Origin of the sequence: Burkholderia sp. Bp9140 (assembly GCF_003853425.1) — a bacterium.
In the GTDB taxonomy this organism is placed as follows: Bacteria; Pseudomonadota; Gammaproteobacteria; order Burkholderiales; family Burkholderiaceae; genus Burkholderia.
In genome coordinates this window covers 19,274-39,486 of sequence record NZ_QTPQ01000060.1, presented here as the reverse complement: position 1 = coordinate 39,486, position 20,213 = coordinate 19,274, and the positions used below count along the sequence as shown (strand labels likewise).

At 66.5% G+C, this 20,213-nt stretch carries 18 protein-coding genes and 1 pseudogene; 8 read left to right on the top strand and 11 right to left on the bottom strand.

Annotated elements, in window-relative coordinates; translation table 11 throughout:
• The 5 genes and pseudogenes from DIE21_RS34290 to DIE21_RS34270 form a co-directional block, all read right to left on the bottom strand.
• Positions 1–169: pseudogene (locus DIE21_RS34290) on the bottom strand (ABC transporter ATP-binding protein); the annotation flags it as partial.
• Positions 170–188: 19 nt separating this feature from the next.
• Positions 189–1,139: a branched-chain amino acid ABC transporter permease gene (locus tag DIE21_RS34285; RefSeq protein ID WP_124501790.1), complete on the bottom strand. Its 951-nt coding sequence runs from the start codon at positions 1,137–1,139 to the stop codon at positions 189–191.
• A 211-nt stretch (positions 1,140–1,350) separates the two neighbouring features.
• Positions 1,351–2,187 (bottom strand): branched-chain amino acid ABC transporter, encoded by an 837-nt coding sequence (locus DIE21_RS34280; protein ID WP_124501792.1) that lies wholly within the window; start codon positions 2,185–2,187, stop codon positions 1,351–1,353.
• 271 nt (positions 2,188–2,458) lie between these two features.
• Positions 2,459–3,439, bottom strand: coding sequence for a 4-hydroxy-3-methylbut-2-enyl diphosphate reductase (gene ispH / locus DIE21_RS34275; RefSeq protein WP_006488968.1), 981 nt, complete (start codon positions 3,437–3,439; stop codon positions 2,459–2,461).
• Positions 3,440–3,441: 2 nt separating this feature from the next.
• Complete coding sequence (locus DIE21_RS34270; RefSeq protein ID WP_124501789.1) at positions 3,442–3,897, bottom strand: peptidylprolyl isomerase; 456 nt, start codon at positions 3,895–3,897, stop codon at positions 3,442–3,444.
• A gap of 135 nt (positions 3,898–4,032) precedes the next feature.
• Here DIE21_RS34270 and radC point away from each other — a divergent pair, with 135 nt between their 5' ends.
• The 4 genes from radC (at position 4,033) to nadB (ending at position 7,215) form a co-directional block, all read left to right on the top strand.
• Positions 4,033–4,812 carry a RadC family protein gene (gene radC / locus DIE21_RS34260; RefSeq protein ID WP_124501788.1) on the top strand — a complete coding sequence of 260 codons (780 nt, stop codon included), beginning with the start codon at positions 4,033–4,035 and terminating at the stop codon, positions 4,810–4,812.
• 238 nt (positions 4,813–5,050) lie between these two features.
• Positions 5,051–5,284: a 50S ribosomal protein L28 gene (gene rpmB, locus DIE21_RS34255; protein ID WP_004186391.1), complete on the top strand. Its 234-nt coding sequence runs from the start codon at positions 5,051–5,053 to the stop codon at positions 5,282–5,284.
• 17 nt (positions 5,285–5,301) lie between these two features.
• The gene (rpmG, locus tag DIE21_RS34250; protein ID WP_006478046.1) at positions 5,302–5,469 is read left to right on the top strand and encodes a 50S ribosomal protein L33; all 168 of its coding nucleotides are present in this window, start codon (positions 5,302–5,304) and stop codon (positions 5,467–5,469) included.
• Between the two features lie 159 nt (positions 5,470–5,628).
• Positions 5,629–7,215 carry an L-aspartate oxidase gene (nadB, locus tag DIE21_RS34245; protein ID WP_124501787.1) on the top strand — a complete coding sequence of 529 codons (1,587 nt, stop codon included), beginning with the start codon at positions 5,629–5,631 and terminating at the stop codon, positions 7,213–7,215.
• 93 nt (positions 7,216–7,308) lie between these two features.
• Here nadB and nadC read toward each other — a convergent pair whose 3' ends face one another.
• The 6 genes from nadC to purN all read right to left on the bottom strand — a co-directional run bounded on the left by nadC (position 7,309) and on the right by purN (position 14,327).
• Complete coding sequence (gene nadC / locus DIE21_RS34240; RefSeq protein ID WP_124501786.1) at positions 7,309–8,190, bottom strand: carboxylating nicotinate-nucleotide diphosphorylase; 882 nt, start codon at positions 8,188–8,190, stop codon at positions 7,309–7,311.
• A complete protein-coding gene (gene nadA / locus DIE21_RS34235) occupies positions 8,187–9,323 on the bottom strand; it encodes a quinolinate synthase NadA (RefSeq protein WP_124501785.1) in 1,137 nt (378 codons plus the stop codon). Before nadA ends, nadC begins: the two co-directional genes overlap by 4 nt.
• A gap of 258 nt (positions 9,324–9,581) precedes the next feature.
• Positions 9,582–10,775 carry an acyl-CoA desaturase gene (locus DIE21_RS34230; RefSeq protein ID WP_124501784.1) on the bottom strand — a complete coding sequence of 398 codons (1,194 nt, stop codon included), beginning with the start codon at positions 10,773–10,775 and terminating at the stop codon, positions 9,582–9,584.
• Between the two features lie 223 nt (positions 10,776–10,998).
• On the bottom strand, positions 10,999–12,387 hold the full coding sequence (locus DIE21_RS34225; RefSeq protein WP_124501783.1) for a mechanosensitive ion channel family protein: 1,389 nt from the start codon (positions 12,385–12,387) through the stop codon (positions 10,999–11,001).
• An 18-nt stretch (positions 12,388–12,405) separates the two neighbouring features.
• The gene (locus tag DIE21_RS34220; RefSeq protein WP_124501782.1) at positions 12,406–13,668 is read right to left on the bottom strand and encodes an RsmB/NOP family class I SAM-dependent RNA methyltransferase; all 1,263 of its coding nucleotides are present in this window, start codon (positions 13,666–13,668) and stop codon (positions 12,406–12,408) included.
• A complete protein-coding gene (gene purN, locus DIE21_RS34215) occupies positions 13,665–14,327 on the bottom strand; it encodes a phosphoribosylglycinamide formyltransferase (RefSeq protein WP_124486992.1) in 663 nt (220 codons plus the stop codon). Before purN ends, DIE21_RS34220 begins: the two co-directional genes overlap by 4 nt.
• A gap of 122 nt (positions 14,328–14,449) precedes the next feature.
• Between purN and DIE21_RS34210 the strand changes: the two genes are divergently transcribed.
• The 4 genes from DIE21_RS34210 (at position 14,450) to coaBC (ending at position 20,163) form a co-directional block, all read left to right on the top strand.
• Positions 14,450–15,442, top strand: coding sequence for a bifunctional riboflavin kinase/FAD synthetase (locus DIE21_RS34210; protein ID WP_124501781.1), 993 nt, complete (start codon positions 14,450–14,452; stop codon positions 15,440–15,442).
• A gap of 103 nt (positions 15,443–15,545) precedes the next feature.
• Positions 15,546–18,383: an isoleucine--tRNA ligase gene (gene ileS, locus DIE21_RS34205; RefSeq protein WP_124501780.1), complete on the top strand. Its 2,838-nt coding sequence runs from the start codon at positions 15,546–15,548 to the stop codon at positions 18,381–18,383.
• Positions 18,384–18,884: a signal peptidase II gene (lspA, locus tag DIE21_RS34200; protein ID WP_124501779.1), complete on the top strand. Its 501-nt coding sequence runs from the start codon at positions 18,384–18,386 to the stop codon at positions 18,882–18,884.
• Between the two features lie 67 nt (positions 18,885–18,951).
• Positions 18,952–20,163: a bifunctional phosphopantothenoylcysteine decarboxylase/phosphopantothenate--cysteine ligase CoaBC gene (gene coaBC, locus DIE21_RS34195; RefSeq protein ID WP_124501778.1), complete on the top strand. Its 1,212-nt coding sequence runs from the start codon at positions 18,952–18,954 to the stop codon at positions 20,161–20,163.
• Positions 20,164–20,213: the final 50 nt, after the last annotated feature.

The window sequence follows — 20,213 nt, the reverse complement described above, 5'->3', positions numbered from 1 at the left end:
GCATCGCGAAGTCGAGCACGCGGACCCAGTAGTTGCCGCCGGCCGAGCCGATGATGATCGGCGCGGCGATCACGAAGGCCGCGGTCAGGATGCCGATGATGACGGTCTTGGTCGTGTTGCGCTCTTCGACGAGCGACGTCGAGGATTCGATCGGTTGAATGGATGTCATGTTGTTTGCTCCCCTTCCGTTACGCGCGGTCCGCGACACGTTCGCCCAGCAGGCCCGACGGACGGAACACCAGCACGATGATCAGCACGATGAAGGCGAACACGTCCTGGTAGTTACTGCCGAATACGCCGCCCGTGAGGTTGCCGATGTAGCCTGCGCCGAGCTGCTCGATCAGGCCGAGCACCACGCCGCCGACCATCGCGCCGCCGAGGTTGCCGATCCCGCCAAGCACCGCCGCCGTGAACGCCTTCATGCCGGGGATGAAGCCCATGTAGAAGTGCACGTTGCCGTATTCGGACGCAATCATCACGCCGGCCAGCGCTGCGAGCGCGGAGCCGATCATGAACGTCGCCGAAATCACGAAGTTCGGGTTCACGCCCATCAGGCTCGCGGTGTTCGGGCTTTCGGCAATCGCACGCATCGCGCGGCCGAGCTTGGTCTTGTGCACGAGCAGCAAGAGGCCGCCCATCACGATGAACGCCACTGCGATGATCACGATTTCGGTCACCGAGATCACGGCGCCGGGCGTCGTGTCAGTCGCCTTGATCACGTTGATCGGATCGGTCGGCAGCAATTGCGGGAACGGCAGCGGGTTGCGCGACCAGATGATCATCGCAGCCGTCTGCAGCAGGATCGATACGCCGATCGCCGTGATCAGCGGGGCGAGACGCGGTGCGCGGCGCAGCGGCCGGTACGCGACACGCTCGATCGTATAGCCCACGCACGCGCAGACGACCGCAGCGATGCCAAGGCCGATCGTCAGCGTCGCGGCGTTGCCGAGTCCAGGAAAGTGGTTCTGCAGCACGGTGATCGCCGACAGGGCAACCATTGCGCCGATCATCAGCACGTCGCCGTGCGCGAAGTTGATGATGCCGAGAATGCCGTACACCATCGTGTAGCCCAACGCGATGATGGCGTACACACTGCCGAGCACCAGCCCGTTGAGGATCTGCTGGACGAAAATATCCATTTAAAGCTCCTTGGCCCATGCTGCCGGAGGACGTTGCGCCCCGCGGGTAAGCGAGGAATCGCGCCTTCTCGGCGACACTGCGGGTACTAGTCGATACCGGTAAGGGTGGATCGTCCCGGCGCGCGCCGCCCGGCCTGTACGGCCGGACTTGCCGCCGGAGCGGATACAAAAACGGCACCGCACTGTTCCGGTGCCATCAAGAGTCCCGTCGCTAAATCGTCACGACATCGAGGACGGTGTACTTGGCCTCCTTGAAGTCGTAGGGCAACGTGCCGAAACGGCCGGCCTCCGGTTTCCCGAAATCCGTGCCTTTTTCCGTCCGGGCCGGGGCAAGCCCCGCATCCGGGCAGATCAGGTTCCGCGCCGCGTCGCCCGCGGGCTCGACCACCTTGACGGCGCACATGCCGTTGCCGCCAAGGGTTCGCGCTCCGATGCCGGACGCCGTCGCCTGCGCTGCAAGCGAGCCGTCCGCCGCCGCCCGCGCGGCGCCCGAACCGGCATCGCAAAGGCAGCGCCCGACTTTCGTCGGGACTGGATCGGAATTCGTGAAACGAAGCAGGCCGCCGGCCGCGACGCGGTGGGTCGCGGCGACACGCTGTTTCGTCGAATCGAAATGAAAGGGAATCAGTGACATCTGCACGTCGCCTGCGTTGCCCCGAAACCCGGGCGCCCGTCGTTCGACGCGCCCTGCTGCCGCATCACGGTCGGCGGCTCGTTGTCCTGCCAACCGCGTGTCCGTCGCCCGGTTGGCCGCCACGCCGCCGGCGAGTACTGCCCGCCGTGCCGAATGCATGCCGATCTGCGGACCCTGTGCGTTGAATGCCTCGATCGCCAAACGTGCCCCGTTATCCTTGTCACTGTCCGATTGCGCAATGCGGCACGCCGACGGCGCCGCACGACCGGTTCTGGCAGCGCGCACGTCGCTGGCCGCCGGTACTGCGTATGCCGCAGCCTCCCTGCCCGCCCCGTCGTCGCTCTTTTTGCTGCAACCGGCAAGCATTGCAACCGGTGCGGCGGCGGACATGGCGTAAGCCAACTTCACATGCATCGAATAGGTCTCCCGCGCCTTGCCAAAACCCTGTTTCAAAGCCATTCCGGCTTGAAAACGGGCGCATTGTAACTCCATTTATAGGACGCCAATAATCCTGATTCGATGGGGTTTTCCTGCATTGCAACCAATTTTGAGAGACGGTTAAGCACAGGCATAGCAACCGGGTTGCACTATTAATGTGAATAATGGTTGCGATCTCGTTTTTCGCGACGCAAAAAAAAGCGCGCCGGGAGGCGCGCTTCGGGGTACCGCGGGTGCGATGCGGTAATCAGGCAGCGGGCGGCAGGTTCAGCCCGCGCGGCAGCGGAAACGACACGTTTTCCTCAATGCCGTCGAGTGCACGGACGTTGCGCACGCCGAGTTCGCGCAGCCGCGCGATCACGGCCTGGGCCAGCACTTCGGGCGCCGATGCGCCGGCCGTCACGCCGATGCGGCGCTTCCCGGCAACCCAGGCCGGATCGATCTGGTCGGGTGCGTCGACCATGTACGCGGCCACGCCGCGCTTCTCGGCCACCTCGCGCAGGCGGCTCGAATTCGAGCTGTTCGGACTGCCGACGACGATCACGACGTCGCACTGCGGCGCCATGAACTTCACCGCATCCTGGCGGTTCTGCGTCGCGTAGCAGATGTCCTGCTTCTTCGGCTCGCGGATCTTCGGATACTTCGCCTTCAGCGCGCCGATGATCTCGGCCGCGTCATCGACGGACAGCGTCGTCTGCGTGACGAGCGCGATGCGCTCGGGATCGGCGAGTTCGAGCTTCTGCACGTCCTCGACGCTTTCGACGAGATGCATGCCGCGCTCGACCTGCCCCATCGTGCCTTCGACTTCCGGGTGGCCCTTGTGGCCGATCATCACGATGTCGACGCCGTCCTGGCGCATTTTCGCCACTTCGACGTGCACCTTCGTGACGAGCGGGCAGGTTGCGTCGTAAATGCGCAACCCGCGCACGTCCGCCTCGTCGCGCACGGCCTTCGACACGCCGTGCGCGCTGAAGATCACGGTGTTGCCGGCCGGCACTTCCTCGAGTTCCTCGACGAAGATCGCGCCTTTCTTCTTCAGATCCTCGACCACGTACTTGTTGTGGACGATCTCGTGACGGACGTAGATCGGCGCACCGTGCATCGCGATCGCGCGCTCCACGATCTCGATGGCGCGATCGACCCCTGCACAGAAGCCGCGCGGCTGGGCCAGCAGGATTTCGGCATCGGCGGCGACGGTCTGCCCGGACAGCGTATCGGTGGTGCTCATGATTACAGGATTCCGATGATTTTCACTTCGAACGTGAGCGCTTGGCCCGCGAGCGGATGATTGAAGTCGAACAGCGCCGAGGTTTCGCTGACTTCCTTCAGCACCCCTGCATAGCGGCCGCCGTCCGGCGCATTGAACTCGATCAGGTCGCCCGGCGTGAAATCGTCGCCGACCATCCCGTTCTCGCGCAGCGTCGACAGCGTCACGCGCTGGAGCATGTCGGGATTGCGGGGACCGAACCCCTGCTCGGGCGTTAGCTGAAAAGTCGAATGGTCGCCGACCCTGAGCCCGATCAGAATCTGTTCCAGCGAGGGCGCCAGTTGCCCCGCGCCGAGCAGCAGCGTGGCGGGCTTGTCGGAGAAGGTGTTGACGATGTCGGCGCCGTCGGCCAGTGCAAGCCGGTAATGCAGCGTCACATGGGAACCGGGCTTCACTTCGGATAGATCGATGAGGCTCATGGATTACTCGTGTTCGTCGGCGCCCGAAACGGCCGAAAGGCCCGGCGCAAAGCCAATATTGTAAGTCACCTGAGCGTGCAAGGCTGAAAGTGCGACGTCGTCGCGCACTCGGCCGCCGCCAATGGAGTTTCGATCATGCTGCCATCCTGCCTCGTCGCCCCGGCGACCGAATGTCGCGACCCCGCCGATGCCCCGGCCGCTGCGGCCCGCCGCAACGGCACCGCCAGGCTGCCGCGCAAGCGCCGCCCGCGGAACTGGCGACCCGACCTGCCGCGCGAGCGGCTGCTGGAGCGCGGGCCGGCCGCACTGACCGACGCCGAGCTGGTCGCGCTGCTGCTCGGCACCGGCGGCGGCGGCCGCGACGTGTTCGCCAGCGCTCGCGCGCTGCTCGCCCGGTTCGGCGACTCGCTGCGCGACATGCTCGACGCGGAGCCGCACGTGTTCGCGACGCACCCCGGCATCGGCGCGGCGCGCTCCGCGCTGCTGATCGCGGTGACCGAGATCGTGCGGCGCGCGCTGGCCGAAAAGGCGCGCACGCGCGCGCTGATCGATTCGCCGGGGGCCGTCGAGGACTATCTGCGGCTGAGGATCGGCACGCGGCCGTACGAGGTGTTCGTCACGCTGTACCTGGATGCCCGTCACGGCCTCATCGACGTGGAAGAAAGCGCGCGCGGCTCGCTGACACGAATGGCCGTCTATCCGCGCGAGATCGTGCGCCGCGCGCTCGCACTGAATGCCGCCGCGCTGATCATCGCGCACAATCACCCGTCCGGCGCCGTGCAGCCGAGTGCGGAAGATCGCCGCCTGACACGCGCGCTGCACGAAGCGCTCACGCTCGTCGACGCAAAGCTGCTCGATCACGTCGTCGTCGGCACCGCCGATACATTTTCGTTCGCGCGCGCCGGTTGGCTGTAGACTGTGGCCCGGCGACCCGCCCTGGGGTCGCCGCAACGACGAAGCGAAATTGGGTTTGATTTTTCTGAACTTTTTCTGCTAGAATCGTCGTCTGTCTTTTTTCCAACCAGTTCTAGCCATCGAAGGGCCTTGTCTGCAAAGGCTTCGGCGTTCTGAGTGCAGCCATGGATCACGTGGCGGTGCGATGGAACCTTCATCGGCGATCGAACCCCGAATTTAGCGTATTAGGAGTGCTCTCATGGCACGCGTATGCCAAGTAACTGGGAAAGCGCCGATGAGCGGCAACAACGTTTCCCACGCAAACAACAAGACGAAGCGCCGCTTCCTGCCGAACCTGCAAAACCGCCGGTTCTGGGTGGAGAGCGAAAACCGCTGGGTGCGCCTGCGCGTCTCGAACGCCGGCCTGCGCCTGATCGACAAGAACGGCATCGATTCCGTGCTCGCTGACCTGCGCGCACGCGGCGAAGCCTAAGCCCAAGGAGCACAATCATGGCAAAAGGCGCACGCGACAAGATCAAGCTCGAGTCGACCGCTGGTACGGGTCACTTCTACACGACCACGAAGAACAAGCGCAACATGCCGGAAAAGATGGCGATCAAGAAGTTCGATCCCGTCGTCCGCAAGCATGTGGAATACAAAGAAACCAAGATCAAGTAATCTCCGGTTTCTGCAGCCTGACGGCGACCAAAAAGCCCCGCACATGCGGGGCTTTTTGTTTTGCGCGCACGCGCGGGCCCGACGCGGTATGCTCTCCCCTTTCCGCGGCCACGGCCGACGGAACGCACAAGATCTAAAGCGTAACGATGGAGATGCAGCATGAAATTCGACGTGGCGATCGTCGGCAGCGGCCTGGCAGGGCTGTCGGTCGCACTCAACCTGGCCAGCACGCGACGTGTCGCGCTGATCGCGAAACGTTCGATGATGGAGGGGGCGAGCGATAACGCGCAAGGCGGCATCGCGGCCGTCCTCGACTCGGCGGACAGCATCGAGAACCACGTCGACGACACGCTGGTCGCCGGCGGCGGCCTGTGCGACGAAGGCGCGACGCGCTACATCGTCGAGCACGGCCGCGAAGCGATCGAATGGCTGATCTCGCAGGGCGTGCCGTTCACGAAGGACGATGCGGCCGAACTCGGCTTCCACCTGACGCGCGAAGGCGGCCACAGTCATCGCCGGATCATCCATGCGGCCGACGCGACCGGCCATGCGGTGCTCGCGACGCTGTCCGACCGCGCACGCCAGCATCCGAACATCACGTTCTTCGAAAACCACCATGCGATCGACCTGATCACGTCGGACCGGCTCGGCCTGCCCGGCCGCCGCTGTCACGGGCTGTATGCGCTCGACGTCGACAACGACCGCACGATCACGATCGAGGCGCCGCACACGGTGCTCGCGACCGGCGGAGCCGGCAAGGTCTATCTGTACACGACGAACCCCGACACCGCGACCGGCGACGGCATCGCGATGGCGTGGCGCGCGGGCTGCCGCGTGTCGAACATGGAGTTCATCCAGTTCCACCCGACCTGCCTGTTCCATCCGTACGCGAAATCGTTCCTGATTTCGGAAGCCGTGCGCGGCGAAGGCGGCCTGCTGAAGCTGCCGGACGGCACGCGCTTCATGCCCGCGCACGATCCGCGCGCGGAACTCGCGCCGCGCGACATCGTCGCGCGCGCGATCGACTTCGAGATCAAGAAGCGCGGGATCGACTGCGTGTATCTCGACATCAGCCATCAGCCGGAAGCGTTCCTGCGCGAACACTTCCCGACGATCCATGCGCGCTGCCTCGAATTCGGCATCGACATCGCGAAGCAGCCGATTCCGGTCGTGCCGGCCGCGCACTACACGTGCGGCGGCGTCGTCACCGACCTCGCGGGGCGCACCGATCTCGCGGGCCTGTACGCGGTCGGCGAAACGTCGTACACGGGGCTGCACGGTGCGAACCGGCTTGCGAGCAACTCGCTGCTCGAATGCCTCGTGATCGGCCGCGCAGCGGCCGAAGCGATCGAGGCGGCCGGCTTCGAGGGCCAGACACCGGCCACGCTGCCCGCCTGGGACGAAAGCCGCGTGTCGGATGCGGATGAGGAAGTCGTCGTCGCGCACAACTGGGACGAGTTGCGCCGGCTGATGTGGAACTACGTCGGCATCGTGCGTACCGACAAACGTCTCGAACGCGCGAAGCACCGGTTGTCGCTGCTGCGCGACGAGATCCACGAGTACTACGCGAATTTCCGCGTGACGCGCGACCTGCTCGAACTGCGCAATCTCGTCGACGTCGCGACGCTGATCGTGAAGAGTGCATACTCGCGCCGCGAAAGCCGCGGACTGCACTACAGCCGCGACTGGCCGCACACGCTGCCGAAGGCGCTGCCGAGCGTGCTCACGCCCCGCTCGCGCCGCTGACCGGTACGCCCCTTCCCGGCTTGTCGGCCACACAAAAAAGCCGTTGGCGTTTGCGTGCCAACGGCTTTTTTCGTCAGACGGGATGATGCGCGGTCAGTCGACGATCCGCATCGAATAGTCGGTCGCGCGCACATCCTTCGTCAGCGCGCCGATCGAGATGCGGTCGACGCCCGTCTCCGCGAACGTGCGCACCGTATCGAAATTGACGCCGCCCGACACTTCGAGCACGGCCTTGCCGGCCGCGACGCGCACGGCTTCGCGCATCATGTCGAGCGTGAAGTTGTCGAGCAGCACCGACTGCGCGCCATGCGCGAGCGCCGTGTCGAGCTGCGCGAGCGTCTCGACTTCGACCTGCACCGGCACGCCCGCATCCAGCGCGAACGCAGCATCGAGCGCTTCGCCGACGCCGCCGGCTGCCGCGATGTGGTTTTCCTTGATCAGGATGCCGTCGTACAGCGCGAGACGCTGGTTCTCGCCGCCGCCAACCCGCACCGCGTACTTCTGCGCGAGCCGCAGGCCCGGCAGCGTCTTGCGCGTATCGAGGATCTTCGCGCGCGTGCCTTCGACGCGATCGACGTAACGGCGCGTCGCACTCGCGACGCCCGACAGCAGTTGCAGGAAATTCAGCCCGTTGCGTTCGGCCGTCAACAGCGCCCGCGCCGGCCCTTCGAGTTCGCAGACCGTCGAATCCGGCGTCATCCGGTCGCCTTCGCGATAGCGCCACTGCACGACGATCGACGGATCGATCCGCGCGATGACGGCCTCGAACCACGGCACGCCGCACAGCACCGCTTCCTCGCGCACGATGATGCGCGCGCGGCGCGGCTTGCCGGCCGGCACGAGGCGCCCGGTCTGGTCGCCGGTGCCGACGTCTTCGGCGATCGCATCGGCGACGTTGCGCGCGATCGCTTCGTCGAATGCCGCACCGTATTGTGCGCGGACGCTGTCGAACAGCGGGGAGACTGCACCAGTCATGCAGCCCCCACGTTCGCGAACAGTTGCTGGTCGCGCTGCAGATCGCCGCTCGCCTGCACGCGCTTCTTGTGCGCCGCCGCGAAATCGAGCATCCGGTCGATCGGCAGACGCGCGCGCACGCCGATCGCGGGATCGACGAAGATCTCGTTGTGACCGCGTTCCAGCACGTCGGCGAGGTTCGCGAGGCCGTTCATCGCCATCCACGGGCAATGCGCGCAGCTCTTGCAGGTCGCGCTGTTGCCGGCCGTCGGCGCGGCGATGAAGGTCTTGCCGGGCGCCGCGAGCCGCATCTTGTGCAGGATGCCGAGATCGGTCGCGACGATGAAGTGCGTCGCATCGAACTTCACGGCCGCGTCGATCAGCTGCGTCGTCGAGCCGACGACGTCCGCCTGCGCGACGACGTTTTCCGGTGACTCGGGATGCACGAGCACCTTCGCGTCCGGATATTCGGCACGCAGCAGGTCGAGCTCGATGCCCTTGAATTCGTCGTGGACGAGGCACGAACCCTGCCACAGCAGCATGTCCGCGCCGGTTTTCTTCTGGATGTAGCTGCCGAGATGGCGATCGGGTGCCCAGATGATCTTCTCGCCCCGCGCGTGCAGGTCGGCGACGATCTCGAGTCCGATCGACGACGTGACCATCCAGTCCGCGCGCGCCTTCACGGCGGCGCTGGTGTTCGCGTAGACGACGACGGTGCGGTCGGGATGCGCATCGCAGAACGCGGAGAATTCGTCGACCGGGCAGCCGAGGTCGAGCGAGCAGGTCGCGTCGAGATCGGGCATCAGTACGCGTTTGCCGGGGCTCAGGATCTTCGCGGTTTCGCCCATGAAGCGCACGCCGGCGACGACGAGCGTCTGCGCGTCGTGGTCGCGGCCGAAGCGGGCCATTTCGAGCGAATCGGCGACGCAGCCGCCGGTCTCGTCGGCCAGTTCCTGCAGTTCGGCATCCACGTAGTAGTGAGCGACGAGCACGGCCTTTTCACGGGCGAGCAGCGCCTTGATGCGCGCCTTCAGTGCTGCGCGTTCTTCGGCGGACGGTGCATCGGGCACCTTGGCCCACGCTTGCCCGACGCCACAGACGGTTCCTGCCGAGACCGGCCGGTCGTACTCGACGGATTTGATCGTCGATTGCATCTCCATATCTCCTGTCGGCCCGAGTTAGCGCTTTAGCGCTTACTCGGGCCCCATGCTTCGCGGTCGGCCAGAGTTAGTGCTTTAGCGCGCACTCCAGCCCTATCCTCTACGCTATCACCCGGGGCACCACGTCGCCGCGCCCCCAAGCCTCATACGAATTCCGGCGCTTCCGGTCGTCCTTCGAAAACCGGCCGCCCAAATGAAAAAACCCCGCCAACGCGGGGTTTGTGACGTCCTGAGATTCTAATCGATTTCGAATCAGGCGTAGCGACGCAGGCGCGTCGCGAATTCCTGCAGCGACTTGATGCCGCTTTGTTCCGCGCGATGGCACCAATCCTGCAATTGCGCGAGCAGCTGTTCGCGCGAGGCGGTCGAGCGATCCCAGATCGCGGCCAGATCCTGGCGCAGCTGGAAGTAAGTATGCAGCTTCTGGCTGTTCGCAAAGATCTCCGGCAGCAGCTTCTTCTGCGGCTCGTCGAGGCCGTCGGCGTCCTTGTGGAACCACTTGCGTGCGCCGCGCATCAGCTGGTACTTCTCGCCGCCGATTTCCTTCAGGTGCGCGAGTTCCTGGCGATATGCACGCTTCACGGCCTTGCCGTAGCGCGCCATCACTTCGTAGCGGTTCGACAGCACGGCCTGCAGCGTTTCCTGGTCGAGTACCGTCTTCGGCTTGTTCAGGCGCGGCGTCGGCGCGACCTTCTTCACTTTCGCGAGACCGAATGCCGACATGATGCGGATGTACATCCAGCCGATGTCGAACTCGTACCACTTGTTCGACAGCTTCGCGGACGTCGCGAACGTGTGGTGGTTGTTGTGCAGTTCTTCGCCGCCGATCACGATGCCCCACGGGAACAGGTTCGTGCTCGCATCGGCCGAGTTGAAGTTGCGGTAGCCCCAGAAGTGGCCGAAGCCGTTCACGACACCGGCGGCCCAGAACGGAATCCAGACCATCTGCACGGCCCACACGGTCAGGCCGAGCACGCCGAACAGCGCGACGTCGATCACCATCATCATGCTGATGCCGAGAATCGGATACTTCGTGTACAGATTGCGTTCGAGCCAGTCGTTCGGCGTGCCGTGGCCAAACTTGCGCATCGTCTCTTCGTTCTTCGCTTCCGCGCGATACAGCTCGGCGCCTTCGAGGAACACCTTCCAGATGCCGCGCGTCTGCGGGCTGTGCGGATCTTCCTCGGTCTCGCACTTCGCATGGTGCTTGCGGTGAATCGCGGCCCACTGACCCGTCAGCATGCCGGTCGTCATCCACAGCCAGAGGCGGAAGAAGTGGCTCGCGATCGGATGCAGCTCCAGCGCGCGGTGCGCCTGGCAGCGGTGCAGGTAGACCGTCACGCCGATGATCGTCACGTGCGTGACGGCCAGCGCGAACAGCGCGACCTGCCACCACGAAAAATGCAGGAGCCCGTGGGAAAGAAAATCGAGCAGGGAATTCAACAAGGCAGTTACCTGTGATGAGAGCGACGCCGGCGCAAGCCGACGTCATAAAAATGAAAGCATACCGCGTGTAGACCGGAATTTTACTTCAACCGTTCCAAGTCTTTGTAAAAAATGAATATTTTCTTGTCTTGACGCAACGCGGACAGTCCATTGACGGACCGGGAGAGCCTCGTGATCCGCTTCTGGCCGCTGAACTTGCCCGATTCGCGCCGGCGCGGCGCGCCTAGGCCGCCGACACCTGCCCGTCCACCGGGCCGCCGCCGGCCACGGGCACGGGCACGCCCCCGGCCACCGCGCCGGTCGCCGCAAGACCGTCCGGCAGGCCGACCACGCGCACTTCGCGCTGCGGGAACGGAATCGAGATCCCGTGCTCGCCGAAGAGCCGCCAGATGTTGCGGTTCACGGCCGAACGCACGCCCGACGTGCCCGTCGCCGAATCCTCGATCCAGAAGCCGAGCTCCAGATCGATCCCGTCCGCGCCGAAGCTGACCAGGTACGGGGTCGGTGCCGGCTCGGCGAGCACGCGCGGCACGCCGTTGGCGGCTTCCGCGAGCACCGACAGCGCCTGCTCGACGTCGCTGGTATAGGCGACCTGCACGGCGACCTTCGCGTAGCCGCGCGTCAGGTACGACGACTGGTTCTGCACGACGTCGGTGATCAGCTTCTCGTTCGGGATCAGCGTCTCGTTGCCGTCCAGGCCGCGCACGACCGTGTAGCGCGTGCGGATCTGCGTGACGACGCCCTGCAGCCCGCCGACGCTGATCGCGTCGCCGAGCCGCAGCGAGCGGTCGAGCAGGATGATGAAGCCCGATACGTAGTTGCTGGCGATCTTCTGCAGCCCGAAGCCGAGGCCGACACCCACCGCGCCGCCGAACACGCCGAGCACCGTCACGTCGATGCCGACGAGCGACAGCCCGATCAGGATCGCCGCGAACACCAGCAGCGCGCGGCCGACCCGCGACAGCACGACCTTCAGGTTCGCGTCGAGCGTGCTCGCGCGCGTCAGGCGATCCTCGAGCACCGAGCCGAGCCACATCGCGACCATCAGCGTCACGCACACCCACAGCGCGCCGGAGATCACCGACAGCAGCGTGAGATGCGCAGTGGCAACGCGAAACTGCACGCTGTCGAGCCAGCCGAGCACGTCGCGCTGGATGCCGAGCACGGTCAGCACCATCGCGGCCCACACGACGGTCGACACGAGCTTCTCGACGATCGACAGCCACGCATGCGTGTGGCCATCGCGCGCGAACACGCGCCGCGCGAAGAAGAACAGCACGTAGATCAGCCCGATGCCGAACAGCGGCACGAGCGCGAGCGACAGTAGCGCCGTCGACATGAACGGGTCGAACGCAAGCTGCACGACGCCGACGAAAATGCCGCCGAACAGCGGGAACAGCGCGCGCTTCAGGCTTTGCGCGCCCGCACCGGGCGCGCGTCCGGCCGCCCTGCGGCGCGCATCGATCCGGCCGTGCACGAAGCGCGCGGCCACCCATGCGAAACACAGCGCGCCGACGAGGATCGCCGCCTGCCAGATCATCACCGGCTGGTGGAAATCGCGCATCACCGAGGCCAGCCGGTGCGACAGCAGGCGGCTTTGCAGACTCTCCATCATCCGTCCGAGCCGCCGTTACTGCGCGCGCCGTTCGAGCACCGCGGCGAAGAAGCCGTCGGTCGCATGGCGGTGCGGCCACAGCGACAGGTAGTCGCCGGTCTCGAGCTCGATGCGCTGGTCGGCCAGCACCTTCTGCGCAGGCACCAGCACGAAGTCCGGATGGTCGGCCAGGAACTGCTCGACGATCGCTTCGTTCTCCGCGTCGAGCACGCTGCAGGTCGCGTACACGAGCCGGCCGCCCTTCTTCACGAGACGGGCGGCGCTCGCGAGGATCGACGCCTGCTTCGGCGCGAGCTCCTCGATCGACGTGCGCGTCTGGCGCCACTTGAGGTCGGGGTTGCGGCGCAGCGTGCCCAGGCCGCTACACGGCGCGTCGACCAGCACGCGGTCGATCTTGCCGGCGAGCCGCTTGATCTTCGCATCGTGCTCGCTGTCGATCAGCACCGGGTTCACGTTCGACAGCCCGCTGCGCGCGAGGCGCGGCTTCAGCTTCGTGAGGCGCTTTTCCGACACGTCGAACGCATAGAGGCGCCCGGTCGAGCGCATCATCGCGCCGAGCGCGAGCGTCTTGCCGCCGGCGCCCGCGCAGAAATCGACGACCATCTCGCCGCGGCGCGGCGCGACCAGCGAGCACAGCAGTTGGCTGCCTTCGTCCTGCACCTCGATCTGGCCTTCCTCGAACAGCTTCAGGCGCGTCAGCGCCGGCTTGCCGACGACGCGCACGCCATGCGGCGCGAACGGCGTTGCGCCCGCGTCAATGCCGTTCGCGCGCAGCGCGTCGATCACCTGGTCGCGCGTCGCCTTCTGCGCGTTGGCGCGCAGGTCGAGCGGCGCCGGGTAGTTCAGCGCGGCGGCGAGCTGCCCGAGCTCGTCGGCGTCGAAACGGGCCGACAGCGCCTGGTAGATCCAGTCCGGCAGGTTGGTGCGCACGCGCACCGGCAGGCTCGCCGGGTCGATCTTCGACACGTGCTCGAGCCACGCGGCCTCGGTGGCGGACACGAACGGCTTCAGCGCGTTGCGGCCTTGCGTCTGCATCATGCCCAGTAACGTAAGGCGCCGCGCGGGGCTGCCCGTGCCGCTCTCGGCCAGGTGCGAAAACTCCATCTTCCGGCGCAGCACCGCGAACACCGCCTCGGCGATCACGCCGCGCTCGGCATGCCCGAGCTTCGGATGCGCGCGGAAGAACCGGCTCGTCGTCGCGTCGGCAGGGCCGGTGAACTTCAGCACCTCGGCCAGCAAGGTCTCGGTCTGGCCAATCAGGAATCCGTGCAGCTTCATACGCCCTCGCTCGTTTCGGTATGCGGTTGATCCGCGAAAATCCAGCGCGCCTCTTCCGGCGCCACCACTGCCCGCCCATTCTCGAGGCGCAGGCGCCCCTCGACGAACCAGCGCACCGCACGCGGATACAGCACGTGCTCGACCGTCAGCACACGCTGCGCGAGCGCCGCCGCGTCGTCGCCCGCGCGCACGGGCACCGCGCCCTGCGCGACGATCGCGCCGCTGTCGAGTTCGGGAATCACGAAATGCACGCTCGCGCCATGCAGCGCAACGCCGGCATCCAGCGCCTGCTGATGCGTATGAATGCCCTTGAAGCTCGGCAACAGCGACGGATGGATGTTCAGCAGGCGGCCCTCATATCGTCTGACGAAATCGGGCGTCAGGATGCGCATGAAGCCGGCGAGCACGACGAGATCGGGCGCGAAACGGTCGATTTCGGCGGCGAGCGCCGCATCGAAGCTGTCGCGGCCGTCGAACGAACGATGGTCGACCACCGCGGTCGCCACCCCGTGCGACGCGGCAAAAGCCAGGCCGGCCGCATCGGGCCGGTTGGCGATCACGGCGGCAACCTCGGCCGGCCAGCGTTCCTGCGCGCACGCGCGGACGATGGCCTCCATGTTGCTGCCGCGACCGGAAATCAGGATCACGAGTTTTTTCATCTGCGAATTTTACCATTCGCCCCCGCGTTTCCCCCCTTCTCGGCCGCCGGGCCGCCCGAACGTTTATAATCTTCTGCTTTGCGGCATCCCACCGCCCATTCCCCGACGCTGCATCCGCTATCGTGAAAGTCTTCCGCGGCCTGCCCAACGCCGAGAGCCGCGCGCCGTGCGCGCTGACGATCGGCAACTTCGACGGTGTCCATCGCGGCCACCAGGCCCTGCTCGCGCGCGTGCGCGCGGCAGCGGACGCGCGCGGCCTGCCCGTGTGCGTGATGACCTTCGAGCCGCACCCGCGCGAATTCTTCAACCCGGCCGGCGCGCCGCCGCGCATCGCGATGCTGCGCGACAAGCTGGAAGCGCTGCGCGACCACGGGGTCGACCGCGTCGTCGTCGAGCACTTCAACCACACGTTCGCGAGCCAGTCCCCGCAGGCGTTCGTCGAACGCACGCTGGTGAACGGGCTGCACACGCGCTGGATGATGGTCGGCGACGATTTCTGCTACGGCGCGAAGCGCGCGGGCACCTTCGACACGCTGAAGGCGGCCGGCGAGCAGTACGGCTTCGAGGTCGAGCAGATGGGTACGGTCGCAGGCAGCGACGGCACGCGCATCTCCAGCTCGGGCGTGCGCGCCGCGCTCGCCGCGGGCGATCTCGACGCCGCCGCGCAGGCGCTCGGCCACGGCTACGCGATCAGCGGCCACGTCGCGCACGGGCTGAAGCTCGGCCGCGACCTCGGCTTCCCGACCCTGAACCTGCCGATCGCACACAAGCGGCCGGCGCTCGCGGGCATCTTCGTCGTGCAGGTGCATGGCCTGGGCCCCACCCCGCTGCCGGGCGTCGCGAGCCTCGGGCTGCGCCCGACCGTCGACGATTCCGGCCGCGTGCTGCTCGAAGTCCACCTGCTCGACTGGCACGGCGACGCGTACGGCAAGCTGATCCGCGTCGAGTTCCTGAAGAAGCTGCGCGACGAGGCGAAGTTCGACGATCTCGAGGCGCTGTCGCGCGCGATCGCGCTGGACGTCGCGAATGCGCGCGCGTACTTCGTCGAGCGCGACCGCGCGCCGGGCAGCCGCGCAACCGGCTTCTCGACCTCGGCGACCGACCGAATTAGCTGATCCGGCCGGCGGCGCCCCCGCGCCGCACCCTCGCGCCGCCGACACGCGCGCCTCCCCGATTCACGACGCACGAGCGTCCCCCGATTTAGATAGCGATCCCATCATGAGCAACAAGAAAGCCGATTCGAAACCGCAGGCCAAGTATCCGGTCAACCTGCTCGACACGCCGTTCCCGATGCGCGGCGACCTGCCCAAGCGCGAACCGCAGTGGGTGAAGGAATGGGAAGCGCGCGGCATCTACGAAAAGATCCGCGCGGCAAGCAAGGGCCGGCCGAAGTTCATCCTGCACGACGGCCCCCCGTATGCGAACGGCGACATCCACCTCGGTCACGCGGTCAACAAGATCCTGAAGGACATCGTCGTCAAGTCGCGCAACATGGCCGGTTTCGATGCGCCGTACGTGCCGGGCTGGGATTGCCACGGGATGCCGATCGAGATCCAGATCGAGAAGCAGTTCGGCAAGTCGCTGCCGGCGGCCGAAGTGATGAGCAAGGCGCGCGCGTACGCGACCGAGCAGATCGAGAAGCAGAAGGTCGGCTTCAAGCGCCTCGGCGTGCTCGGCGACTGGGCGAATCCGTACAAGACGATGAACTTCGTCAACGAGGCGGAAGAGATCCGCGCGCTCGGCAAGATCATCGAGAAGGGCTACGTGTACCGCGGGCTGAAGCCGGTGAACTGGTGCTTCGACTGCGGCTCGGCGCTCGCCGAGGCGGAAGTCGAGTACAAGGACCGCACCGATCCGACGATCGACGTGATGTTCGCGTTCGCGGAACCGGAAAAGACCGCGCAGGCGTTCGGCCTGCCGGCGCTGCCGCGCGCCGAGGGCGGCATCGTGATCTGGACCACCACGCCGTGGACGATTCCCGCGAACCAGGCGCTGAACCTCCATCCGGAAATCGTCTACGCGCTGGTCGACACCGAGCGCGGGCTGCTGATCATCGCGGAAGAGCGCGTCGCCGCGTGCATGGCCGAGTTCAAGCTGACCGGCCGCGTCGTCGCGACCACACCCGGCGTGAAGCTCGCGAACCTGCGCTTCCACCACCCGCTCGCGTCGGCCCATCCCGGCTACAAGCGCACCGCGCCCGTGTACCTCGGCGACTACGTGACGACCGACACGGGTACCGGCGTCGTGCACTCGTCGCCCGCCTACGGCATCGAGGACTTCCAGTCGTGCAAGGCGCACGGGATGACCGATTCGGACTTCATCAATCCGGTGATGGGCGACGGCCGCTACATCGAATCGCTGCCGCTGTTCGGCGGCCTGTCGATCTGGGACGCGAACCCGAAGATCGTCGACGCGCTGAACGCGGCCGGCTCGCTGCTGCGCAGCGAGAAGTACACGCACAGCTACATGCACTGCTGGCGCCACAAGACGCCGATCATCTACCGCGCGACGTCGCAGTGGTTCGCCGGCATGGACGTGACGCCGCGCGACGACGGCAAGACGCTGCGCGAAACGGCGCTCGAAGGCGTCGACGCGACCGCGTTCTACCCGTCGTGGGGCAAGCAGCGGCTGTTCAGCATGATCGCGAACCGTCCCGACTGGACGCTGTCGCGCCAGCGCCAGTGGGGCGTGCCGATGGCGTTCTTCGTGCACAAGGAAACCGGCGAGCTGCACCCGCGCACGCTCGAGCTGCTCGAGGAAGTCGCGAAGCGCGTCGAGCAGGCGGGCATCGAGGCGTGGCAGTCGCTCGACCCGCGCGAGCTGCTCGGCGACGACGCCAACATGTACGAAAAGAATCGCGACACGCTCGACGTGTGGTTCGACTCGGGCACGACGCACTGGCACGTGCTGCGCGGCTCGCACGGTGATCAGCTGCAGTTCCCGGCCGACCTGTACCTCGAGGGCTCGGACCAGCACCGCGGCTGGTTCCACTCGTCGCTCTTGACCGCGTCGATGATCGACGGCTGCGCGCCGTACAAGGGCCTGCTCACGCACGGCTTCACGGTCGACGGCGAAGGCCGCAAGATGAGCAAGTCGCTCGGCAACGGTATCGACCCGCATGAAGTCGCGAACCGCCTCGGCGCGGAAATCATCCGCCTGTGGATCGCGTCGACCGACTATTCGGGCGAGCTCGCGATCTCCGAGGAAATCCTGAAGCGCGTGACGGAAGGCTATCGCCGCATCCGCAACACGCTGCGCTTCCTGCTCGCGAACCTGTCGGACTTCGACTTCGCGCAGCACGCGGTGCCGGTCGACGAATGGCTCGAGATCGACCGTTATGCGGTCGCGTTCTCGGCGCAACTGCAGGCGGAACTGCTCGGCCACTACGAGAAGTACGAATTCCACCCGGTCGTCGCGAAGCTGCAGACGTACTGCTCGGAAGATCTCGGCGGCTTCTACCTCGACGTGCTGAAGGACCGCCTGTACACCAGCGCGGCCGATTCGCGCGCGCGCCGCTCCGCGCAGACCGCGCTGTACCACCTGACGCACGGTCTGCTGCGCGTGCTCGCACCGTTCCTGTCGTTCACCGCGGAAGAAGCGTGGAAGGTGTTCCAGCCGGCCAGTGACACGATCTTCACGGAAACCTACTACGCGTATCCGGAAGTCGCCGGCTCCGCCGCGCTGATCGAGAAGTGGGCGCTGCTGCGCGACGTGCGCGGCAACGTGACGAAGGCGCTCGAGGAAGCGCGCACCGCGAACCGCATCGGTTCGTCGCTGCAGGCCGAAGTGGCCGTGCATGCGAGCGGCGCGCGCTACGATGCGCTCACGAGCCTCGGCGAAGACCTGAAGTTCGTGCTGATCACGTCGGCGGCGACGGTCGTGAAGGTCGACGACGAAGCGCAGGAAAGCGTCGACGTCGCGGCGTCGAAGTACCAGAAGTGCGAACGCTGCTGGCACTACCGCGAGGACGTCGGCGCGCACGCCGATCATCCGACGCTGTGCGGCCGCTGCTTCTCGAACCTGTTTGAAAACGGCGAAACCCGGAGCGCTGCTTAAATGGCGAAAACCCTGTCGAAACCGGCCAGCGGCGCGCTCGCGCCCTGGCTCGGCATTTCGCTGATCGTGATCCTGTTCGACCAGTTGTCGAAGATCGCGATCCTGAAAACGTTCGCGTACGGCGCACAGCATGCGCTGACGTCGTTCTTCAACCTCGTGCTGGTGTACAACCGCGGCGCCGCGTTCGGCTTCCTGTCGACCGCGGGCGGCTGGCAGCGCTGGGCGTTCACCGCGCTCGGCATCGGCGCGACGCTCGTGATCTGCTTCCTGCTGCGCCGCCACGGCCAGCAACGGCTGTTCAGCCTGTCGCTCGCGCTGATCCTCGGCGGCGCGCTCGGCAACGTGATCGACCGGCTCGTCTACGGTCACGTGATCGACTTCCTCGATTTCCACCTCGGCGCCTGGCACTTCCCGGCGTTCAACCTCGCCGATTCCGCGATCACGGTCGGCGCGGTGCTGCTGATCTACGACGAACTGCGTCGCGTGCGCGGCTCGCGCTGAGCGCGCATACTCGGTGTCGACGGCCGGCTTCGCGCCGGCCGTTCCGTTTGACCCTTGGAGGCCTGAGTTGGCACACGCAGAACTCGCTGGAAAACACCTCGTTCTCGGCCTGACCGGCGGCATCGCCTGCTACAAGATCGCCGAGCTCACCCGGCTGCTGACGAAGGCAGGCGCGACCGTGCAGGTCGCGATGACCGAAGCCGCCGCGCAGTTCATCACGCCCGTCACGATGCAGGCGCTGTCCGGCCGGCCCGTCTACACGAGCCAGTGGGACGCGCGTATCGACAACAACATGGCGCACATCGACCTGTCGCGCGAAGCCGACGCGATCGTGATCGCGCCCGCGTCGACGGATTTCCTCGCGAAGCTCGCGCACGGATTCGCGGACGACCTGCTGTCGACGCTGTGCGTCGCGCGCGACTGTCCGCTGCTCGTCGTACCCGCGATGAACCGCCAGATGTGGCAGAACCCGGCCACGCAACGCAACGCCGCGCAACTGCGCGCCGACGGCGTGTCGGTGCTCGGTCCCGATTCGGGCGCGCAGGCCTGCGGCGAAGTCGGCGACGGCCGCATGCTCGAACCCGAGGCGATCTATGAGGCGATCGTCGCGCACTTCGCGCCGAAGGTGCTCGCGCACCGTCGCGTGCTGATCACGGCCGGCCCGACGTTCGAGCCGCTCGATCCGGTGCGCGGCCTCACGAACCGCTCGAGCGGCAAGATGGGCTTCGCGCTCGCGCGCGCCGCACAGCAGGCCGGCGCCGACGTGCATCTCGTCGCGGGGCCGGTCGCGCTCGACACGCCGTGGGGCGTGTACCGCCAGGACGTGCAGACCGCGCAGCAGATGTACGACGCGGTCATGCAGGCGGTGTCCGACGCGGACATCTTCATCGCGGTGGCCGCGGTCGCCGACTGGCGCGTCGACCAGCCCGCCGAGCACAAGATGAAGAAGACGGCCGATCGCAAGATGCCGACGCTCGCGTTCGTCGAGAACCCGGACATCCTCGCGTCGGTCGCGGCGCTGCCCGATCCGCCGTTCTGCGTCGGCTTCGCGGCCGAAAGCGGCGACCTCGACGTGCACGGCGACGAGAAGCGCAAGCGCAAGAACGTGCCGCTCCTGGTCGGCAACCTCGGCCCGCTGACGTTCGGCCGCGACGACAACGAAGTCGTGCTGTTCGAGGCAGCCGGCCTCACGCGCCTGCCGCGCGCGCCGAAGGACGAGCTCGCGCACGTGCTCGTCGCCGAAATCGCAAAACGCCTGCCCGACAACCGCCTGATCTGATCCCTTGCGCGGCGGCACGCGCCGCTGCGCCCTTCCCGACCGATTCGACG